13 protein-coding genes and 1 pseudogene are annotated in these 18,000 nt (G+C 48.4%); 7 read left to right on the forward strand and 7 right to left on the reverse strand.

The features are described 5' to 3' along the window. Positions 1-153: 153 nt before the first annotated feature. Positions 154-1,962, forward strand: coding sequence for a bifunctional diguanylate cyclase/phosphodiesterase (locus J0X00_RS00820; RefSeq protein WP_282476756.1), 1,809 nt, complete (start codon positions 154-156; stop codon positions 1,960-1,962). Here the strand turns inward: J0X00_RS00820 and J0X00_RS00825 are convergent. After that, positions 1,959-4,613, reverse strand: a complete 2,655-nt coding sequence (locus J0X00_RS00825; protein WP_282476757.1) for an ATP-binding protein — start codon at positions 4,611-4,613, stop codon at positions 1,959-1,961. The two genes, J0X00_RS00820 and J0X00_RS00825, sit on opposite strands and share 4 nt — an antisense overlap. A gap of 117 nt (positions 4,614-4,730) precedes the next feature. On the opposite strand from J0X00_RS00825, the gene J0X00_RS00830 reads away from it, so the two are divergent. From J0X00_RS00830 to J0X00_RS00840, 3 genes are all read left to right on the forward strand, one after another. Next, a complete protein-coding gene (locus J0X00_RS00830) occupies positions 4,731-5,171 on the forward strand; it encodes a hypothetical protein (RefSeq protein ID WP_240798134.1) in 441 nt (146 codons plus the stop codon). After that, positions 5,168-6,214: a sulfate ABC transporter permease gene (locus J0X00_RS00835; protein ID WP_282476758.1), complete on the forward strand. Its 1,047-nt coding sequence runs from the start codon at positions 5,168-5,170 to the stop codon at positions 6,212-6,214. The genes J0X00_RS00830 and J0X00_RS00835 overlap by 4 nt, the downstream gene beginning before the upstream one ends. 355 nt (positions 6,215-6,569) lie before the next feature. Continuing rightward, the gene (locus tag J0X00_RS00840) at positions 6,570-8,006 is read left to right on the forward strand and encodes a glyceraldehyde-3-phosphate dehydrogenase (protein ID WP_136483829.1); all 1,437 of its coding nucleotides are present in this window, start codon (positions 6,570-6,572) and stop codon (positions 8,004-8,006) included. Between the two features lie 287 nt (positions 8,007-8,293). On the opposite strand, the pseudogene J0X00_RS00845 reads toward J0X00_RS00840, so the two are convergent. Then, positions 8,294-8,828, reverse strand: a pseudogene (locus J0X00_RS00845) (transposase); the annotation flags it as partial. A gap of 470 nt (positions 8,829-9,298) precedes the next feature. Between J0X00_RS00845 and J0X00_RS00850 the strand changes: the two are divergent. Then, positions 9,299-10,819: an EAL domain-containing protein gene (locus tag J0X00_RS00850; RefSeq protein ID WP_282476759.1), complete on the forward strand. Its 1,521-nt coding sequence runs from the start codon at positions 9,299-9,301 to the stop codon at positions 10,817-10,819. 89 nt (positions 10,820-10,908) lie between these two features. Then, positions 10,909-11,121: a hypothetical protein gene (locus J0X00_RS00855; protein WP_218561522.1), complete on the forward strand. Its 213-nt coding sequence runs from the start codon at positions 10,909-10,911 to the stop codon at positions 11,119-11,121. A gap of 141 nt (positions 11,122-11,262) precedes the next feature. Here J0X00_RS00855 and J0X00_RS00860 read toward each other — a convergent pair whose 3' ends face one another. Together J0X00_RS00860 and J0X00_RS00865 are read right to left on the reverse strand one after the other, a co-directional pair. Further along, a complete protein-coding gene (locus J0X00_RS00860) occupies positions 11,263-11,877 on the reverse strand; it encodes a LysE family translocator (protein ID WP_136483825.1) in 615 nt (204 codons plus the stop codon). A 77-nt stretch (positions 11,878-11,954) separates the two neighbouring features. Next, entirely contained in the window at positions 11,955-12,413 is a 459-nt protein-coding gene (locus J0X00_RS00865) for an Lrp/AsnC family transcriptional regulator (RefSeq protein WP_282476760.1), read from the reverse strand. A gap of 302 nt (positions 12,414-12,715) precedes the next feature. On the opposite strand from J0X00_RS00865, the gene yjeH reads away from it, so the two are divergent. After that, the gene (gene yjeH, locus J0X00_RS00870) at positions 12,716-13,981 is read left to right on the forward strand and encodes an L-methionine/branched-chain amino acid transporter (RefSeq protein ID WP_282476761.1); all 1,266 of its coding nucleotides are present in this window, start codon (positions 12,716-12,718) and stop codon (positions 13,979-13,981) included. Between the two features lie 67 nt (positions 13,982-14,048). On the opposite strand, the gene J0X00_RS00875 is transcribed toward yjeH, so the two are convergent. The 3 genes from J0X00_RS00875 to hutX form a co-directional block, all read right to left on the reverse strand. Next, entirely contained in the window at positions 14,049-16,172 is a 2,124-nt protein-coding gene (locus J0X00_RS00875; RefSeq protein WP_282476762.1) for a methyl-accepting chemotaxis protein, read from the reverse strand. Between the two features lie 444 nt (positions 16,173-16,616). After that, positions 16,617-17,147: a heme utilization protein HutZ gene (gene hutZ / locus J0X00_RS00880; RefSeq protein WP_282476763.1), complete on the reverse strand. Its 531-nt coding sequence runs from the start codon at positions 17,145-17,147 to the stop codon at positions 16,617-16,619. A 17-nt stretch (positions 17,148-17,164) separates the two neighbouring features. Continuing rightward, positions 17,165-17,662: a heme utilization cystosolic carrier protein HutX gene (gene hutX / locus J0X00_RS00885; RefSeq protein ID WP_136483820.1), complete on the reverse strand. Its 498-nt coding sequence runs from the start codon at positions 17,660-17,662 to the stop codon at positions 17,165-17,167. Positions 17,663-18,000: the final 338 nt, after the last annotated feature.

Raw genomic sequence — 18,000 nt, forward strand, 5'->3', positions numbered from 1 at the left:
CTGTCAATATATTGACTTACATTCGCTATTCCTGAATTACACTCCAAGTAAAATGTTGCATCACCTTTGGCGCTCGCCGTCATCTTGTTGTCACAACGCGCCTGGAATCGAGACAAATGTCGCGCCAAGGCAGAATTACTCACAGGAACTTACATGTTATCTGCAACCAGTCAGACCGTCTCAAGATCGCTATTACGGGGCGTATTGCCTCTGTTTTATCTTGTTGCCGTCACTATTGTCAGTTATTCATTGTTGGTGGTGCCCCAAACAGTGGCACCTTATCTGTATGCCTATCCGCTGTGCCTGTTACTGGCTTTTATCAGTGCGAACGCAAAGCTCAAGATGCTGGCAGCACTCGCGGCTCTGGGCTGTGTCACCCTGGCAAGCCAGCTATCGCCATCTGCCGCGCTTCAGGAAACCTTTATCCTGATCCCTCTAAGCTATTTGATTCTGTTTCCGGGCACCCTGTGGCCAATCAGCGCCGCGCTGCTTTTGGTCATATCCAGCTTATCTCATCACTCTTTCAATTCGGCGAATTTCGGTGACTACTTATTGGATGCGATAGAGCTTGTCTCTATTTCAATACTGGCAACGCTCGGCGTGCACTACAAACACAAACTGCAGTCTCAGATCGAACGCTATCGACGCGACAGTCTGACCGATTTTCTTACCCGCCTTGCCAACCGTGCCGCGTTTTTAAATGACACCAAGCGTCTGGAATCCCAATATAACAGCGACCAGCATTATGCGTTGTTGCAGCTGGATATTGATGATTTCAAACTGATTAACGATACTTTGGGCCACCATCAAGGCGATATACTGCTCATAGGGCTGGCGCAACGTCTGAACCAGCTGAATCTTGGCTGTGACCAGTTGTACCGTCTCAGTGGCGACGAGTTCGCGCTCATTATAAAAGGTGACCAACACATCCGGGCCAAAGCCGATCAGGTCGCACACCGTATTCTCGCCACCTGCAGCCAGGCATTTTTTCTCAATCAGCGCTACTACAGCATGACAATGAGCATCGGCGTGGCGCTGTTTGACGATGCGATGTACGACAGTGATATCTGGTGCCGTAATGTGGATATCGCACTGCAGCGCGCCAAACAAAAAGGCAAGAATCTGGTACAGCATTTTGATGAAGAGTTAATCGGAGAAACCATCCGTAATTATCAGCTCGAACGTGAACTGAGCACGGCGATTAGCCGCCAGCAGTTACATCTGGAGTATCAACCTAAAGTCGACGTTGTAAGCGGACGAGTGACGAGTGCTGAAGCGTTAATACGCTGGCACCATCCGGATTTAGGTCAGGTTAACCCGGAGCAGTTCGTGGCAATTGCGGAAAAAAGCCAGCAAATCATTCCGATCGGACGCTGGGTCATTGAGACTGCCTGTCGCCAGGCCAAAGCCTGGCAGCAACAGGGTCACGATATCTGTATTGCCGTTAACGTATCTACAGTCCAGTTTCTTTATGACGATATTTTTCAGGTCGTCTCCCAAACTCTGCGGGATACAGAGCTCGATGCCCGGTTACTCCAGCTCGAAATCACCGAAACCACCCTAATGAAACAGCCACAAAGCGTCAGCCAGACTTGTGAAGAGTTACGTCGTATTGGCGTGCGCATTGCAATCGATGATTTTGGTATTGCCTACTCATCGCTAAATTACTTAAAACAACTGCCCATTGATGTAGTTAAGATCGACAAATCTTTCATTGATGACTGTGTTGACGAGCACCACGGTCATATGCTGGTCAGAACCATCATCCAACTCGGCCATAATCTCGGTAAAGTGGTCACCGCAGAAGGGGTAAACAGCCGTGAACAGTTGTCACTACTGGCTGAGGAAGGATGTGACGACTATCAGGGCTATTACTACTCTCCGCCTTTGATAGCAGAAGAATTCATTACTTTGATTACGCGCGAGCAGGCGACTCGAACACTTGCAATGGGTCGCAACTAAGCCACTTCGAGTTCGTTAAAGATATCAAATAGCTGTTTGGACTTATAAGGTTTGGGCAAATAAGCATCCATCCCCGCTTCAAAGCAGTGCGCAATGTCTTCATCAAGGACACTGGCTGTCAGGGCGATAATCGGTGTGTTGGCCATACCATTCTCTTCTTCCCACTGACGGATCCGGCGTGTGGCAGTAAATCCATCCATCACAGGCATCATGCAGTCCATCAAAATGGCCGCAAATCTACCGCCCTGGGTGACGGCATCCACGGCTTCCTGACCATTGCTGACAATCACATAGCTCAGGCCGGCTTTCTCAAGAAAGAAAGTCGCGATTTTCTGATTCATCAGGTTGTCTTCCACAATCAGGATGCAACTTGAGCTTGGCTCAGCGGCAGGACTTTGTTCAAGTACCGTTCTATCTACTGCCCCCGGTGCAACATCGGATTGATTGGCAAGAAGACGTTCAAAACGAGTGCCGAGAAAAGGCAGCGTAACCCAACCATCCACGTTATCCACCTGACTGCGATGGGTGAACAGGTGATGTTGACAGAAAATAATACTGGCGTGCGGAAAACGTTGCCGCAACAACGCAATATCGCCCTCACTACGCTGAGTCAGACTTTGACAATAGACCACATGACTGACCGGCTTACTGAATTCCATCATCGTCAGGTCAGCCACTGTCTGAGCTTCTGCCCACTCGGTTCCCAGGCGCTGGTACTCGCGGCGAATCGCTGCAACATATGAGGTGCCATTTGCCACCAGTAGCGAGAACTGCAAGCACTGAACCGGTTCAGGCTGCTCGTCCGGCAACGCTACTGGAATGATAAACTCAAATTTACTGCCCAACCCTTTGGTCGAGTTGACCGATAATGTACCTCGCATCATTTCAATCAACTGCTTACAGATCGCCAAGCCCAGCCCCGTGCCGCCAAAATGGCGGGTAATACTGTCGTCTTCCTGCGTGAACGGAGCAAAAATAGTCGTCAGCTTGTCTTTCGCGATACCACGCCCGCTGTCCGTGACACTGCAGCGGATTTGCGGTGTATCCTCGGCAAGAAAATTGACTTCAACACTTATTTCTCCATCTTTGGTGAATTTCACCGCATTGGACAGCAGGTTCATCAGGATCTGCTTGACCCTGAATTCATCCGCGACAACCAACAAAGGCAAGGCAGGATCGAGCTGTATAGACAGCTCATCGTGTTGCGTTACAGCACGCAGATTCACCAGGTTTACCGTGTCATACACCAGCTCAGCAAAGTTAAACGGATTCGAGGTGAGCGTCAGACTGCCGGCCTCAATTTTGGACAAATCGAGAATATCATTCAGCAATATGAGTAACGCCTGAGAAGAGCTATCAATGTCAGATAAGATATCTTGCTGGTTAGCCGTCAACCCTGACGTTCCCAACACTTCGGTCATACCAATAATACCGTTGAGCGGAGTACGGATTTCATGGGACATATTCGCCAGAAAAGAACTTTTGGCCCGGTTAGCCGCAATCGCGTCCTCTTTGGCCTGAATCAGAGAAGCTTCATGCAGTTGAACTTCTTCGATGATGTGATTGAGATTGGTGGCGAAGTCGGAAAACTCATCATTACCATCAATGTCGATCAACTGAACCTGATCCCGTTTGTCCTGCATCCGCCACATAGTATCGAGGATACGGTTCAGCTTGGTAGAAATACGATAGAAAGTACCGAGTCCGAGGAACAACAGCAACATAAATACCAGAAACACCACCACACTGACCAGAATGATACGCTGCTGATCCTGCTGGGAGCGATGAGCGATCTGCGCGGCGAGATGATCGGAGAAACCGACAAACAGCTTCTGAATCGATGCATGGCGATTATCCAGGGTTTTTACATAACCGGCCAGCTCAGATGGGGAGACATCCTGCTGCAGAATTTTTTCCCGCACTAATGCCCCTTGTCTAAAGTCCTGCTGAGCAAACAATTTGACTATCTGTTCCAACTGTACTGAGCTGGCCCCGGAGTCGATAAAGCGCTCCAGATACAATTGTTCATTTTCCGCGATGCGCAAATATTTCCCAACCTGCTGTTTGGTCAGCGTTTCCGAACGCGCTAAATCGCGTAGAAACCAGGCTTCACGTTGCATCCAGTACAGAAACCAACTGAGTTCATCATAAATCGTATCTAAATGATGGATCTCTGCCGGAGCGTCGTGATTAATGGTTTTCTGAATTTCGAGATTGAGCTCATAAATTAAATCAAAAGCCCAGGTGCCATATTGTCTGACATCTTCGAGTGGCGCCGTCCGAACCTCCTGCGCCATACTTCTCAGTTCTGCAATATTATTGCGAATTAACAGATCGGAATTTGCCGCCACCAGCCGGGTCACTGAAGGAGCAAAAAATTCACTCAGTTGGCTAAGCTCTGACTCCAACTGTTCAATGTAGAAATCCAGCGGGTCATCGTTCAGCCGACGACTTAATAGGTGATAAAACGAGTGCGTGGCATTGGCAACATAATTGAGCGCAGTCACTTTCTGGGTCGAACTTTGATAAGACAATAACTGTGACTGAAACTGACTAAATAGCGTCCACGTTCCCCAAGCTATTACCACCATAGGTAATAAGCACAAAAGCACCAGCCGCGCTTTTATTGAGAAGCGATTAACAATAAACATTGCCGCACCTTGATAAAGAGAAGACCTAGCCTACAGTTAAACATAGTCACTCTTCCCTGCGTTTGCGCCGATAATTTCAATAAAGTTGAGTCAGTTAGGTCAAGGAAAGACATTTTAGTGAAGCGAATCCGATTTCTTCTGTCGTGTTGTTTGCTGCTGTGCAGTGCCTGCGCACTTGCCGAAAGCTATGCCATCGTCACGCTGAATAAGGCCCTCCCTAAGCTGAAAAGCAGCCAGGTCAAAATGATCTACCGCGGTCATGTCAGCCATATCGATAACGTCAATATTGTATTACTTGATCTGACCCAAGGCTCAGCTCTGCGCAACCGCTTTTATTACACCTTACTGGGCAAAAGTCCGGCTCAGATGCAGGCTATCTGGGCCCGCCAGACGTTCTCCGGCCGCAACCGGGCGCCGTCCGAAGTGGCGGAGAATAACCCGCAGTCTGTGACTAACTGGCTTAATCATAATAAGAATGGCATCGCCTATATTCCTGTTTCCTGGCTTAGGGAAGAGCTGTCTGTCCTCTATGTCTTTGATAGTGAGGAACCACTATGAAAACAGCGTCAACACTCCTCGGCATAATCCTTTTGTCACCCGTGGTATCAGCACAGATTCATCTCGGTGAACAACTGAGACTCAGCGGTTTTGGCACCCTGTCCGCCACACGCTCCGACAGTAAAGTGCCGGTTTTTGTCCATCGAGAAATCGCCGACGACTGGTGCTTTGATTGCGACACGACGCTCGGCTTGCAGCTCGACTGGCTCATCAACAACCGCTGGCGGGCCTCAGTGCAGGCGGTTAAGCGACCACAGGATCATCTGTCCGATCCGGAGCTGGAATGGGCTTATGTTGAGTCGGCATGGGGAGCATACAGCGCTAAAGTCGGACGGCTGCGGCTGCCGTTGTTTATGATGTCTGAATACAACTACGTTTCCGTCGCGTATCCGTGGATTCGTCCGGCGCACGATGTCTATGACAGCCTGCTCGGTATCACCCACTATGACGGAGCATCATTTGAGTGGAATAAAGCGGTCAGTGACGCGTCACAATTGCGGCTGTCGACCTTTATGGCCGTCCCCGGTGACAACGATTACCGCTTATATGACACCAATTATACCCTGGCTGCGGATGCTGCTTTTGGTTTTACCGCCGACTGGTATCAGGAGGAGAATCAGTATCGTTTGACCTACATCACCAGCGAAGCCAATCTTGCTGCCTACAACACTAACATTGACCATTATGATCTCGACCTGTTCGCATTCGGCATCAATTACTCACTCGCACATTATCACGTTTTCTCAGAGTTCATTTACGACCGTACGCTCTATGCCAACTGGTATCTGGGAATCGCTCGCCAGTTCGGCCCGTGGCAGCCTTATGTTCAGTACGGACAGCGGCGTAAACTCAACCATAATGAATCCTATCTGCTCGGGTTACGCTACAACATTACCGCTAATGTGGCGCTTAACGCGGAGTGGCAATACATCACCAGTCAAGAAAATATGATCAATGGTCACTTCACCCGCATCCAGAATCCAATGGGTGACATAGAAACCGAGGTACAGGTTTTTTCAGCCGCTATCTCGTTTACTTTTTAAGGGGGTTATGCGACATAAATTACAGTTTTATGAAATGAAAGCTGCAATGAGAGTAAAAAGTGTAGATATGAAACTAAATTACCACAAAATAAGTTGTGTGTTTTGTTAAAGTCAATACGCATAAATACCGATCAAGGCAACTAAATTCACTAATTTATGTACAAATATAAGCTTAAAATCTGGCCATTATTTTTACTAGCAGAATAACCCTTCGACCTTTACAATCTGACCACACAAAAACAACAAGCTCCCCCGATACCAAACACAGTAAAAACTGTGGGTAGAAATTGCTGACGTTTGTCCCCCTACAGGCCAACGTAAAGCTCAACAAAACGTGAAAAGGTCCCGAGTAAAAATGAGTCCAGAGAAACACCTCCAAGACTGGCAGGCCAGCCAGACGATTGCTGAATCAATGTCCCCCCTGATTGCCCAGCTTTATCGTAACAAAGGGGTGGAAATCATCCTGTTTGGCAAAACCCTGATCAACGCCGCCACCATCGACATCATCAAAACTCATCGCATCGCGCGCCGCTACACTGGCGAAGCGCTGTCACTGCAACAAACCATGCCAATCGTTGAAAAGTTGACCCAGATGGCTCTTTCCCCGAGCCGGATTGATATTGGCCAACTCGCTCACCGGTTCTGGCAAACTCATAATGATACGCACGGTCTGGACGATTTCCTCGCCACTGAACTGCAACAAGCATTGAACGGCGCGGTGATGAACGAGCCAAAAGATGTGGTTCTGTATGGTTTTGGTCGCATCGGCCGCCTGCTGGCGCGTTTACTGATTGAGAAAAGTGGCCCTGGCTACCCGTTGCGTCTGCGCGCTATTGTCGTGCGAGGCGGTAAAGAGGGCGATCTGGAGAAACGCGCCAGTCTGCTACGCCGAGACTCAGTACATGGCCAGTTCAATGGCAGCATCGTGATTGATGATGAGAACAAAGCACTGATCGTCAATGGTAACTATATCCAGGTTATTTACGCCAACTCCCCGGCCGATGTCGACTATACCCATTATGGTATTCACAATGCTCTGGTGGTCGATAATACCGGTGTGTGGCGTGATGCAGAAGGTCTGGGCCAGCATCTGGATTCACAAGGTGCAGCCAAAGTACTGTTGACGGCACCGGGTAAAGGCGACATCAAAAACATCGTATTCGGTGTCAATGAATCTGTCATTGCCCCGCAAGATACTATCATTTCTGCAGCCAGCTGCACCACGAATGCCATTACACCGGTGCTGAAAGCAATGAACGATAAATATGGTGTGGTATCCGGCCATATTGAAACCGTTCACTCATTTACCAACGACCAGAACCTGATTGATAATTTCCACAAAGGTGAGCGTCGTGGCCGTTCAGCATCGCTGAACATGGTACTGACCTCAACCGGAGCAGCAAAAGCCGTGTCTAAAGCCCTGCCTGAACTGGCGGGTAAGCTAACGGGTAACTCGATTCGTGTCCCGACACCAAATGTATCCATGGCGGTCGCAAATCTCAATCTTGCAAAAGAAACCGATAAAGAACAGCTAAATGCTTATCTGCGCGACGTGGCTCTGAACTCAAAACTCGCCGCACAAATTGACTACACAGAGTCGACCGAAATTGTCTCCACCGACCTGGTTGGTTCACGCTATGCCGGCGTTGTTGACGGCGCAGCAACCATCGCTCAGGGTAATCGTTGTGTCCTGTATGTATGGTACGACAACGAATTCGGCTACAGCTGCCAGGTAGTGCACTGCATGGAACAGATGATGGGTGTACGCTACAAAACCTATCCTCAGGTGTAAGCTATTCATCTGAAAACATATTCGTCTCCACAACATAATAACAATTCATCCTGAGGATGGCGGTGAACCAGTAAGTCCCTCTGTTTCACTCTCCTCTGACGGTATCCCCCGTACTTGCCGCCCTTCCTGATGTGGGCGGCTTTTTTTGCGCCATCGGTTAATCCACTGGAAAAGTGTTTTTTATTGCGATTTTGCTATATCAGCGAAGAGACTGGTGTAGCGTGAAGCTGTTCAAGGCTTTGTTGCGTAATTCATTTTCGAAGCTGAGCAGGGCTAGTTAGATTGGGCGCGATCGCTCGTTTATTGTAAATAGCCTTATGGCAATCTCTTGTGTTACAAGCGCCATCGCCTGATAACTCAAGGATTTTCCGACGTGTTTGTTGAGCAAATCAGGCGGCAGCACTTCTGCATCAGTCACCGTAGATAAACTCCATTCTTCGGCGATTATTTCGTGTGTGCCCGTATCCACTGCGAGAGGTAACTTGCGCCACACTCTGCGTTTACCATCTGTGCCATACTTTTTAACTTTCCACTCCCCTCACCATAAATCTTGAGACCTGTTGCATCGATGGCGAGATGTTGAACTGGTCCTTTGGTTTTCGTTTTAACACTCACATCTACGTCTTTCGCTCGACGGCTGATACAACTGTAATTTGGACAACTCAGTGGAACTTGAGCAAATGACCCTTTGTGAAGCACGAAGTGGCATTGAAAAACCATGATAAGCAGTGGTGATAGCTGATCACTAAAAATGCGAGATCTCCCACGCTTGTTTAGCTTGCCTTGCTTCTACTCACTTATAGCTTCTTCGTCAATCCAAAACAGGTCGTTATTAAAGTCACACGCCCCGTTTCATCGGGGCGTTTTATTTTATCGTAGCCAGTTCATCCTGGTTGAAACAGATCCAAAGATAAAAATAAATACCAAATCATGTTGAAAACAAATTATTTGACAGAGACCTCACTAGTTATTCATAACAATCGTCAGAGGGTTGTTGAATACTGTTTATTACAATGACAAAACTTGAAAAACAACTTAGGCGAGAAAATGGCTTTACATATTGACAGCGTTTCAGTGATATAAGATCATCTCGATGTATATACTGTGGCCTGTCAATTTTCCAGCAATGACAATTTGTTGACTGACATCCATTGTTAGCCAATATCAGCATAACTCTTCGCATAAGTCGAGTACGCAGTGATGGATTTATTAACTCTATGTTTTCAGCACAAACAAAGTTCAGTTCGTTACTGGGCAAGTTAAATAACCAGCCCCTACGACATCAAATTATTATGATCAGCCTATCTTTGATCATTTTTTCTATATTCTGTCTCTACAACAGCGAACGGCTATTCACTCATCTTGGCAAGCAATCCATCGCAGATATCGAAAATGCTCTCGAACAAACCCGCACAGAGACCAAACACATACTCAATCTAATCAGTGCTGATCAAAGTTGTAGCCAACTTGCTCCAGAGCTCAGACAAACGGTGTTTATGTCTGACTACGCTAAAGAGATTGGCGTGTTTAAAGGATCGCCAACGATATACTGCACCAGTACCGAAGGCTATTCACAGGTTCAGATCTACTCCACCATCTTCGATCGAATTATCCATTCTCCGACTCATGAGACACTGGCTTTCACCAGAACAGCGATCACTAAGCAAAATTCGATCTTATATATCTACTCCGACAATCAATTCAATGGTATCAGCATGGTGATTCCGCCGCGTTACCTGACCCGATTGATTAACGGCATCATTAATCAGGAAGACCTGATATTCGATATTAAAGTCTACCAGTACCACATTTTAGGCCAGAACCATCAGGACTATATTAAATCTATGGTCTTCAATTCTGACATCTTTCCGCTACAAATAGAGTTTTTCTTTACCGTTAAGACCTATATTAGCTATTTACTTAGCAAAATCTGGGTACTGCTATGCATTTACTTCTCTCTGCTCTCCTGCTATCTGTATAAACGCAAGATAGTGATTCAGAAGAAAAGTCTGGAGAGCTCTATTTTACATGCGCTGGAAGCCAAACAGTTTGAAGTCTATTTTCAGCCAATCGTAAAAAGCTCTGACCGTTCCGTTGCAGGTTGTGAAGCGTTGCTGCGCTGGAACCATCCGACTCAGGGATTTATTCCTCCCAATATATTTATCCCCCTCGCGGAGAGATTGGGCTTTATCGAACAACTGACGGACTTTGTTATCGATCAAGCCACAGCATTACACGAGCACTATCCGCATCTGATGCAGAATAAATATGTCAGTGTCAATATTGCCCGCGAGTTAATTTGCTCGACGGAGTTTACCGATAAGATCATCGGACGCTGTATTAACCACAGCAGTTTTGCCAAAAATATCGCTTTTGAAATCACAGAAAATGGTGATTTCAGCGACAGTGAGCAAAATATGGTGGACCGTAATTTTCGCCTCTTGAGCCACTCAGGTATGCGTTTATTCGTTGATGATTTTGGCACCGGGTATTCCGGCCTCAATTTTGTGCGTCAATTCCACTTCGATACTCTAAAAATTGATCAGGTTTTTGTGAAAAATCTCGGCCATGAACCCCACTTGAACAACGTGCTGATTTCCATGCTGCAGTTAGCCGAGAGCCTGAAAATGCGCGTCATTGTCGAAGGCGTGGAAACTCAGGAGCAACTTGCCATCCTCCAGCAGTTAGGCGTGGATTATATTCAGGGTTATTTATTCTCAAAACCGCTGCCGCAACCACTATGGCTGGACTATCTGGCGCAGCATAGCGATGTACAGCAAGTGGCGTCTTCCGAACTGGCTTATTCACACTAACATCGCAAGATAAGAGTATTATCGGCGTTCATGTTTAATTCATCTTGGCGGCGTTATGCTGGCCACTCATGAACAGAAAGGAGCCACTTATGTCGCGATTTATTGTTACCACTCTAACGCTGGTGACCGGTTTTTTTGCCGTCATGTTTGGTCTGTTATTGGCTATCCCGCTGACCTTGGTTGCGATTATCACCGGCAAGCGTATTGAGAAACAGCTTAAGCGTCGCCCGTTTAATCCGGCGCAAAATAACGCTAATGTGATTGAAGGTGAGTTCGAAGAAATTACCGACCAGCAGCGATAAACACGCTGTGTCGGTGATGACTGCTGGCCTGTTAAATTTTACACCAGGCTAATTTTCATTATGAGCGGCTTGTCACGGGTCGGCGTTTTATCACCGGTAAAATGTCCGCCACGACCAGACTATTTTAGCCGCTAAAAGACTTCACACGGTAAGAATAACACGCACCGCCAGGGCGATCAGCACCAGTCCGGAGAGGCGATCAATCGCAACCGCCCTGGCGCGCAATTTATCGAGCAAACGCGGGCTGGAAAGCAGGAAAGTAATCAAGGTGTACCACAACCCATCCACAATCAGCGGCGTTGCCACTATCACCGCTTTGCTGCCCCAGTCATGACCGACCGCAACAAACTGACTGAACAACGCGATAAAGAACAGTGCAATTTTCGGGCTCAGTAACGAAATCATCAGCCCTTCTTTCGCTGACTGCCAGGCGCTGACCGTCTGGCCGGACTCCAGTTTAGCCGCCACCCCCCCTTTCGAACGCAAAGCATTAAACCCCAGGTAAGCCAGATAAAAAGCGCCCGCATAACTAATGGATTTAAACACCAGAGGCGACTGATGCAATACCACGGCCAAACCAACAATCGTCATCAGCGCATAGACGCCAATTCCAAAGGCATGGGCCCAGGCCGTTGCCAACCCGTTTTTTCGCCCGCCCGCCAGACTGTGTTTGGCCACCATCGCCAGGCTTGGCCCGGGAGACATCGCCCCTAAAATACAAATGGTAAACAGTGAAAGCCAAACCGTGAAGGTCATAGAGAATTCCTTATCAATAATTAATCAGAGAAAAGTGTCAGCATCAGTCCCGCCATGCCGTCCAAGCTTGCCAACACTTAAGGTAATTCCGTCTGCTTAGTGGTGTTAAACATCTCTTTTAGTACCGTGTGGGTTCTGAGATTACGCAACTGAGGATTTTGCTGCAGCTCATCACGAATCGCATTCAGCTGCGTCATGCTTTGCGCTTCAACATAAATCATCAGGTCCGTTTCCCCACTGATCGCATGGCACCATTTCACCCCGCGGATACGATACAACTTTTCGGCATACTTTTCGCACGAATAGAGATCCGCTGACATATCAAATTTCAACGCAAAGTAGGCGCTGACATTATTGTGGTGTTCGGGGTGGGCGATTTGCGCATGGTAGCCCAGAATGACGTTATCTTGTTCAAGCTTCTTGATTCGGGCCGTCACCGCCGAGCGGGACAGACTCACTTCTCGTGCGATATCACTGACTGACATACGTGCGTCGCGCTGCAGTAACGTGATGATCTGGTTATCAAATTTATCCATTGTTATTATTTCCGCCTGGGTCGGCCTACAGGCCGCCGCCAACTTATCCCGTTGATTAGTGGTTAATTTGACACAATTTTCGTCATCCGGCCACCCGTTGCTTTTCCCCTGTTGCTTAGTCAACCGTCAAAGTGACTTTGCCGACGCTAAAAACCGTCATTTTGACGGTCAAGCCGAGCGCTTTGTCTGCTGCATCCTGTTGATGAACCGAGTATTCTAGCGGCTTCCACCCAAGTGATCTGCACGGTTTCGACTAAGTGGCCGGTGACTTGGGTATAACAAAAAATTCAGGGAATGACACGGTGCAGCAACTCAGACAAGATATCACTTTATTATCCGGTATCGGACAACTCTCCACCACATTAATGGGCACTGGTCTGTTTATGATCCCGGCCATCGCGGCGGGTATTGCAGGTCATCTCTCTCTTTGGGCATGGCTGATTCTGTTCGTGGCTATCTGCCCGATTGCCCTCACTTTCGCCGCTTTAGGTAAACGCTATCCGAATGCCGGCGGCACCGCATATTTTGTACGTCAGGCATTTAGTCCTCGTTTAGAGCGCGCAGTGGCCTGGTTATTCGTGAGTGTTATTCCGGTCGGTGTGCCACCGGCTATTGCCCTCGCCGCCGGTTTTCTGCAACCCGTACTGCCGGCCCCATTGGATGCGCCGCTGATCGCCCAAACCCTGACTGTTGCTTTGCTGATTGGGGTCAATCTGGCAGGCAGTAAGTCATCTGGCAGACTGCAGACTCTGATTGCCCTCAGCATTTTTACTCTGGTTGCCGCATTTTTCTGGGTCGGGGATATCGGCAGCAAAGATCTGGTAATGCCAGCCTTAAACGCCTCATCACTATGGTCAATCGGCGCAGCGCTGGGCGTGATGTTCTGGTGTTTTGTCGGCATCGAGGCCTTTGCCCACATGGGGGAAGAATTTAAAAATCCGCAGCGAGATTTTCCGCTCGCCATTCTGGTGGGATGTTTCGTCGCAGGTGCCACTTACTGGGCTTGCTCAGCGGTGATCCTTAAGTTTGGGGCGTATGGCAGCCCGCACTTCGACAGCGCCTCCATTCCGTGGCTGAGCGATAAACTGTTTGGTCGCCAGATGGCCAGCGTTATCAGTGTGATTGGTTTTCTCGCCTGCTTCGCCAGTATTAATCTGTATACTCAAAGCCTGGCGCGCATGGTTTGGGCACAAGCGCGCGACTATCGTCCCAAGAGTGCTCTGGCGCGGCTTTCCTCACGCGGCGTTCCCGCAACAGCCACCTGGATAGTCGGTTTAGTGCTGCTGGTTTTTTGCGGGGTCAGGGAATTATCCGGGCTGGATCTGGAACTGTTCCTCAAACTGGCTAACGGTATTTTTGTTCTGGTCTATCTGCTGGCGATGTTTGCAGCATTTAAGCTACTCAACGGCTTAGCCAAAGTTCTCGCCAGTATCGCGCTTATCCTCTGTACCGCGGTGTTTATCTGCCTTGGTTGGTCGATGCTCTACGCTCTCGGGATTTTTACCTTGTTGGCTGTGCCGTGGAACAAGGAGACTAAATCCCCGCAGCAAAGCTTTGACGAACAGTAAGTACGATACCGACATCGGCACACAGGCCAAAAAAAGCCGGATGTTTCCATCCGGCTTATCACTGTACTCAGGAGGCTTTACTGACTTCGAAACGACCAACTAACTGATCCAGACGCTGCAGCGAATTTTGCATCAGAGTGGTGCGACGCGAAAGCTGCGAGGAGGCTTCCTGTAACTGAATCACGGTATGCTGGGCCGAGTCTGCGGTTTGACGATGTTCCTCGCTATTACGGGCTATGCCCTGAATAAGGGTAAATAGTCCGCTGGCAGAGTGGTGTAGTTGTTCGCTACGGGCCGAATCGTCCACCACCTGAGTGCTGTTTTCTACATTGGTGATCCCTTCCTGCATCGACTGAACTGCCCGCTGTGACTGGTTGTGCAATGCTTTCATTAAATCACCGATATTGTTGGCTGCCTGTGCAGTCTTGCTGGCCAATGTCCGTACTTCATCTGCCACGACAGAAAATCCCCGCCCATGCTCACCAGCCCGGGCAGCTTCAATGGCAGCATTGAGTGCCAGTAAATTCGTTTGGGCGGTAATCTCGGTAATTAAATCCACGATGCCACCGATTTTCTGCATCTCGTCATTCACTTCGTTCACCGTCTGAGCTGACGACTGTACAATCGCTTTGATCTGCTGTGCGCTCTCCGTTGCCTGTTGATAGTCCTGCTGCGCCGCTTCCACGGTTGCCTGCATCAGCAGGTTCATTTCGGTTGCGGTTTCGTTGGCTCGGTTGATCTCCTGGCTTTGGATTCCCGCCAACGCCAGCATATCGGTAATCGAGGTAGCGGTAGTGTCGCTGCTGGATAACAACAATTGGCTGCGACGCAGCATCGATCCGGAAACACTCTGTACTTCACGGCTGGCAAACACCAACTCTTTGATAATCGCCTCCAGACTATCGATAAAGCTGTTGGTCCAGCGCCCGAGATCGCCGGTTTCATCTGCTTTAAAACGATTCGCATCCAGTCGCCGGGTCAGGTTTCCATCCCCTTCAGCCAAAATCTGCATCACCTGGGTCATACTTTCCAGATTATTCGCGATCGGGCGCGAGGTCATGCGATGAAACAAGCCAACGGCAATCGTGCCCATCAGCAGTGAGAGCACCAGCAATTGCCATTCCGCCAGCGGATACCAATAGCTGATCGCAAACGGCAACAGTAACGGTGCGAAAATACTTAACCCAAACTGCTGATCCAACTTTTGCGACAACGAGCGATGCCGGTAGACCTCTTCCAGATCGGATTCACACATCATTCCCCAGCGATCCAAAGATCCCGGCATAGTAAACGTCACTCCTTTGCCGATTACAGGAATATGACGGTAATCGGAGTAGCCGGGATATTCCACATACAGGTTTTGGCCGTTGCGAATGGTTTCCCGAACCCCGGGATGGAGCTGTCTGGTCGCCGGATCATTAAACACGATTTCAAACTCGGTATGACGCTGTACTTTGACTGTTCCCCAACGAGTATGCACTCCGTCTTTAAGGTTTTCGCCATGAGAAAAACGGTTATCTTCAAAGCGGGAGCGGGATAAAGCGACGCCGGGCGCTATCGATGGGTCAAAATGCGACTGCACCATAAACAGGTAATTGTCTCCCGATTCACTGTAGATATGTCCCGCTTCCCGTTGAATCAGATCACCAATCACATCATTAGGCACCCGACCACATAAACAGGCGATCACTTCTCCGTCCATGCTCACCGGCTGATAAAACATCAGCGTCACCTCATCGTGAAACGATGAGCTTGAGGCGCCGATAGCCTCGGTGACGTCATCACAATAAGGACCATGCAAAAAAGGTTGTGTTAATCCGAGTTCAAGTGCGGCGGCAGAAACGCTCTTTTTTCCCTGCTGAGCCCGATAAGTGGATTCAAAAATGATGCCCTGCGGGGAAACCAGAAAAAGTTCGGAAAAGTCACTGCTGCGTTTAAGTAGCCTTTGTAAGGCTTCCCCGTATTCGTGTCGCGGTTTACCGGCTAAATACAAGGCAGCATCTTGTAAAAATGACCATTCATTTTCAGCCCAGGTGGTCAGTATCTGGACGCGTGTGTTGGCAATATTTTCAAAAGTCTGTTGCAAAGAGGAGATGCGACTGCGGTTAAAAAAGCAGGCTTTGCGCATCGCCAACTTACCGGTCGTTCCAAACCAAGGAAGCCAGCGCTTTTCCTCTAACGTTAACTGCATAATTCACCATCCATGTTATTGTTATTCATCTGGATAATGCAATGCTCGTTCCAAAAATGAGACATTATTACACTGTTCTGGATTAACATGTTGAAACAAAACAGATCGCTATGAAACGACACTCGTTGCAGTCATTTAGTCTTTTGTCAGGTATCTTGCGTCCGGCCCATTGCACAACCCGAGTGCAGTTAACCGATGCAAACACCAGGTGAAGCACCAAAACGGTGCGTAATGTATTATCGTAATGCACTGAAAAATATGAGATAAACAAACCTGCCACCATGCTGTGCCATGAAACAAGTTACAAAACGGTCCACTTGCTTCATTATGATGCAGACTGAGTCGCGCCATTATGGCGCAGCAATAAGCCATCGTCGCCCACTCAGGACTGGCGTACAGGCACAAAAAAAGCTGCGCCTGCAGCCTTTCTTTTCACTGATAACATTACTGATTGACGATTTTTCGATGCCCTTGTTCGAGGTGAACAAAATCGACCAGATCATCACCAGATACCTGATAAGCCTGACCGAATCCTTTCACAAACAGGCCTTGTTCCGGTTTCAGGCAGTAGAGGGTGAAATCGTCCAGTTGTTTGAGGTTATCGATGATCTCTCCAAAACGTTCAGCCATCTGCTCGATCACTTGCAGCCAAAGCACGCTGTCACGTTCTACCGCCTGAGCCACAGCATCAAATGTCAGACGCTTACGGGCAAACAGCTGTTTGGCCGTCACTTCATCTTCAATCATCATGATGGAAACTTGTGGATTGACGGAGAGATTACGTGCGTGGCGGGCAATATGAGAAATTAAAATAAAGTAACCTGCCTGGTTCTGCACGAATGGCGCGTAACTGACATTCGGTTTACCCTCTCCATCTACGGTTGCCAGCTGCAAAGTGCAGCGTTCCTGCCGAAACTCCTGAATTTCCGGCTCCAGTCTTCCTTGCAACCTTTCTTGCTTAACTTGCTGATTCATATATTTCTCCGAACCTATCACTGTTTTTGTTGTAATGCTTTAAACCGTGCGACCTGATCCGCCAGCAGTTGACGTTGCTCATCACGGCCGAGGTACACTTTAAATACGCTGTCACCCTGCTCGGTAAAAAAGCCAAAATAGTGGCTCTCACGCCCGTTGAACGGTTTGCTGACCAAAGCAATGTGCGCAATCAAATCCAGCTTAAGATGGCCGTGCAGTTGCCCTTCCCGCCCCATTAAATTGTAGTACCCGCGCGCCGTTTTCCCTTTTGGCAACGGTGCTTTGACTTCAAAAATAGATCCAAATGAATGAACTATTGTGGTCACCTGGCCCCAATCGGCCAAATCAGTGAGCACCGACTCTGCTTGTGCGCCATCCAAAATAGTCGCCATACCGGACGGCAATACACTCACCACCTCATACTCAGAAACATTCAGTTGTTGGGCAATTGCCGCAGGCAACAAAGAAGGCTCACTCTCGAGCAGTTGAGCGACTTGTTGTGCTAAAGATTCCATGTTGGTTTCCGCTGTGCTGACGATCTTGTGGTGCCTGCGCACCAAGACCGTTATGTTTGCCTGATTCACAGGCCAGAACTGACCATCTGCATTTTGCCTGCATTGTGCTTACGCATTAGGTACTAGGCATTGTGCAGAAGTGGCCAAAGCATAAATCGACACAAATGAGAATGCAATTGATAATTGATCTTATTTGCATTTTGTTAAATACTTGCGCCGTACCGGTAAAAGTGAACTATAACGCCGTAAAACACACCACACGTGCTGCGCAGCAAGAGGTTTTTCAACCGGTCGTGCTACGGGGACATAACCCGAGTTTCTCTGTCAAAACCAAAAAA

Origin of the sequence: Vibrio sp. ABG19 (assembly GCF_029962385.1) — a bacterium.
GTDB classification, from domain to species: Bacteria; Pseudomonadota; Gammaproteobacteria; order Enterobacterales; family Vibrionaceae; genus Vibrio; species Vibrio ostreae.

What these genes read in the sequence shown, in the direction of transcription:
- J0X00_RS00820 (WP_282476756.1), top strand. Translation starts at nt 154, where the DNA reads ATGTTATCTGCAACCAGTCAGACCGTCTCAAGATCGCTATTACGGGGC.
- J0X00_RS00825 (WP_282476757.1), bottom strand. Translation starts at nt 4,613, where the DNA reads ATGTTTATTGTTAATCGCTTCTCAATAAAAGCGCGGCTGGTGCTTTTG.
- J0X00_RS00835 (WP_282476758.1), top strand. Translation starts at nt 5,168, where the DNA reads ATGAAAACAGCGTCAACACTCCTCGGCATAATCCTTTTGTCACCCGTG.
- J0X00_RS00840 (WP_136483829.1), top strand. Translation starts at nt 6,570, where the DNA reads ATGAGTCCAGAGAAACACCTCCAAGACTGGCAGGCCAGCCAGACGATT.
- J0X00_RS00850 (WP_282476759.1), top strand. Translation starts at nt 9,299, where the DNA reads ATGATCAGCCTATCTTTGATCATTTTTTCTATATTCTGTCTCTACAAC.
- J0X00_RS00855 (WP_218561522.1), top strand. Translation starts at nt 10,909, where the DNA reads ATGTCGCGATTTATTGTTACCACTCTAACGCTGGTGACCGGTTTTTTT.
- J0X00_RS00860 (WP_136483825.1), bottom strand. Translation starts at nt 11,877, where the DNA reads ATGACCTTCACGGTTTGGCTTTCACTGTTTACCATTTGTATTTTAGGG.
- J0X00_RS00865 (WP_282476760.1), bottom strand. Translation starts at nt 12,413, where the DNA reads ATGGATAAATTTGATAACCAGATCATCACGTTACTGCAGCGCGACGCA.
- J0X00_RS00875 (WP_282476762.1), bottom strand. Translation starts at nt 16,172, where the DNA reads ATGCAGTTAACGTTAGAGGAAAAGCGCTGGCTTCCTTGGTTTGGAACG.
- hutZ (WP_282476763.1), bottom strand. Translation starts at nt 17,147, where the DNA reads ATGAATCAGCAAGTTAAGCAAGAAAGGTTGCAAGGAAGACTGGAGCCG.
- hutX (WP_136483820.1), bottom strand. Translation starts at nt 17,662, where the DNA reads ATGGAATCTTTAGCACAACAAGTCGCTCAACTGCTCGAGAGTGAGCCT.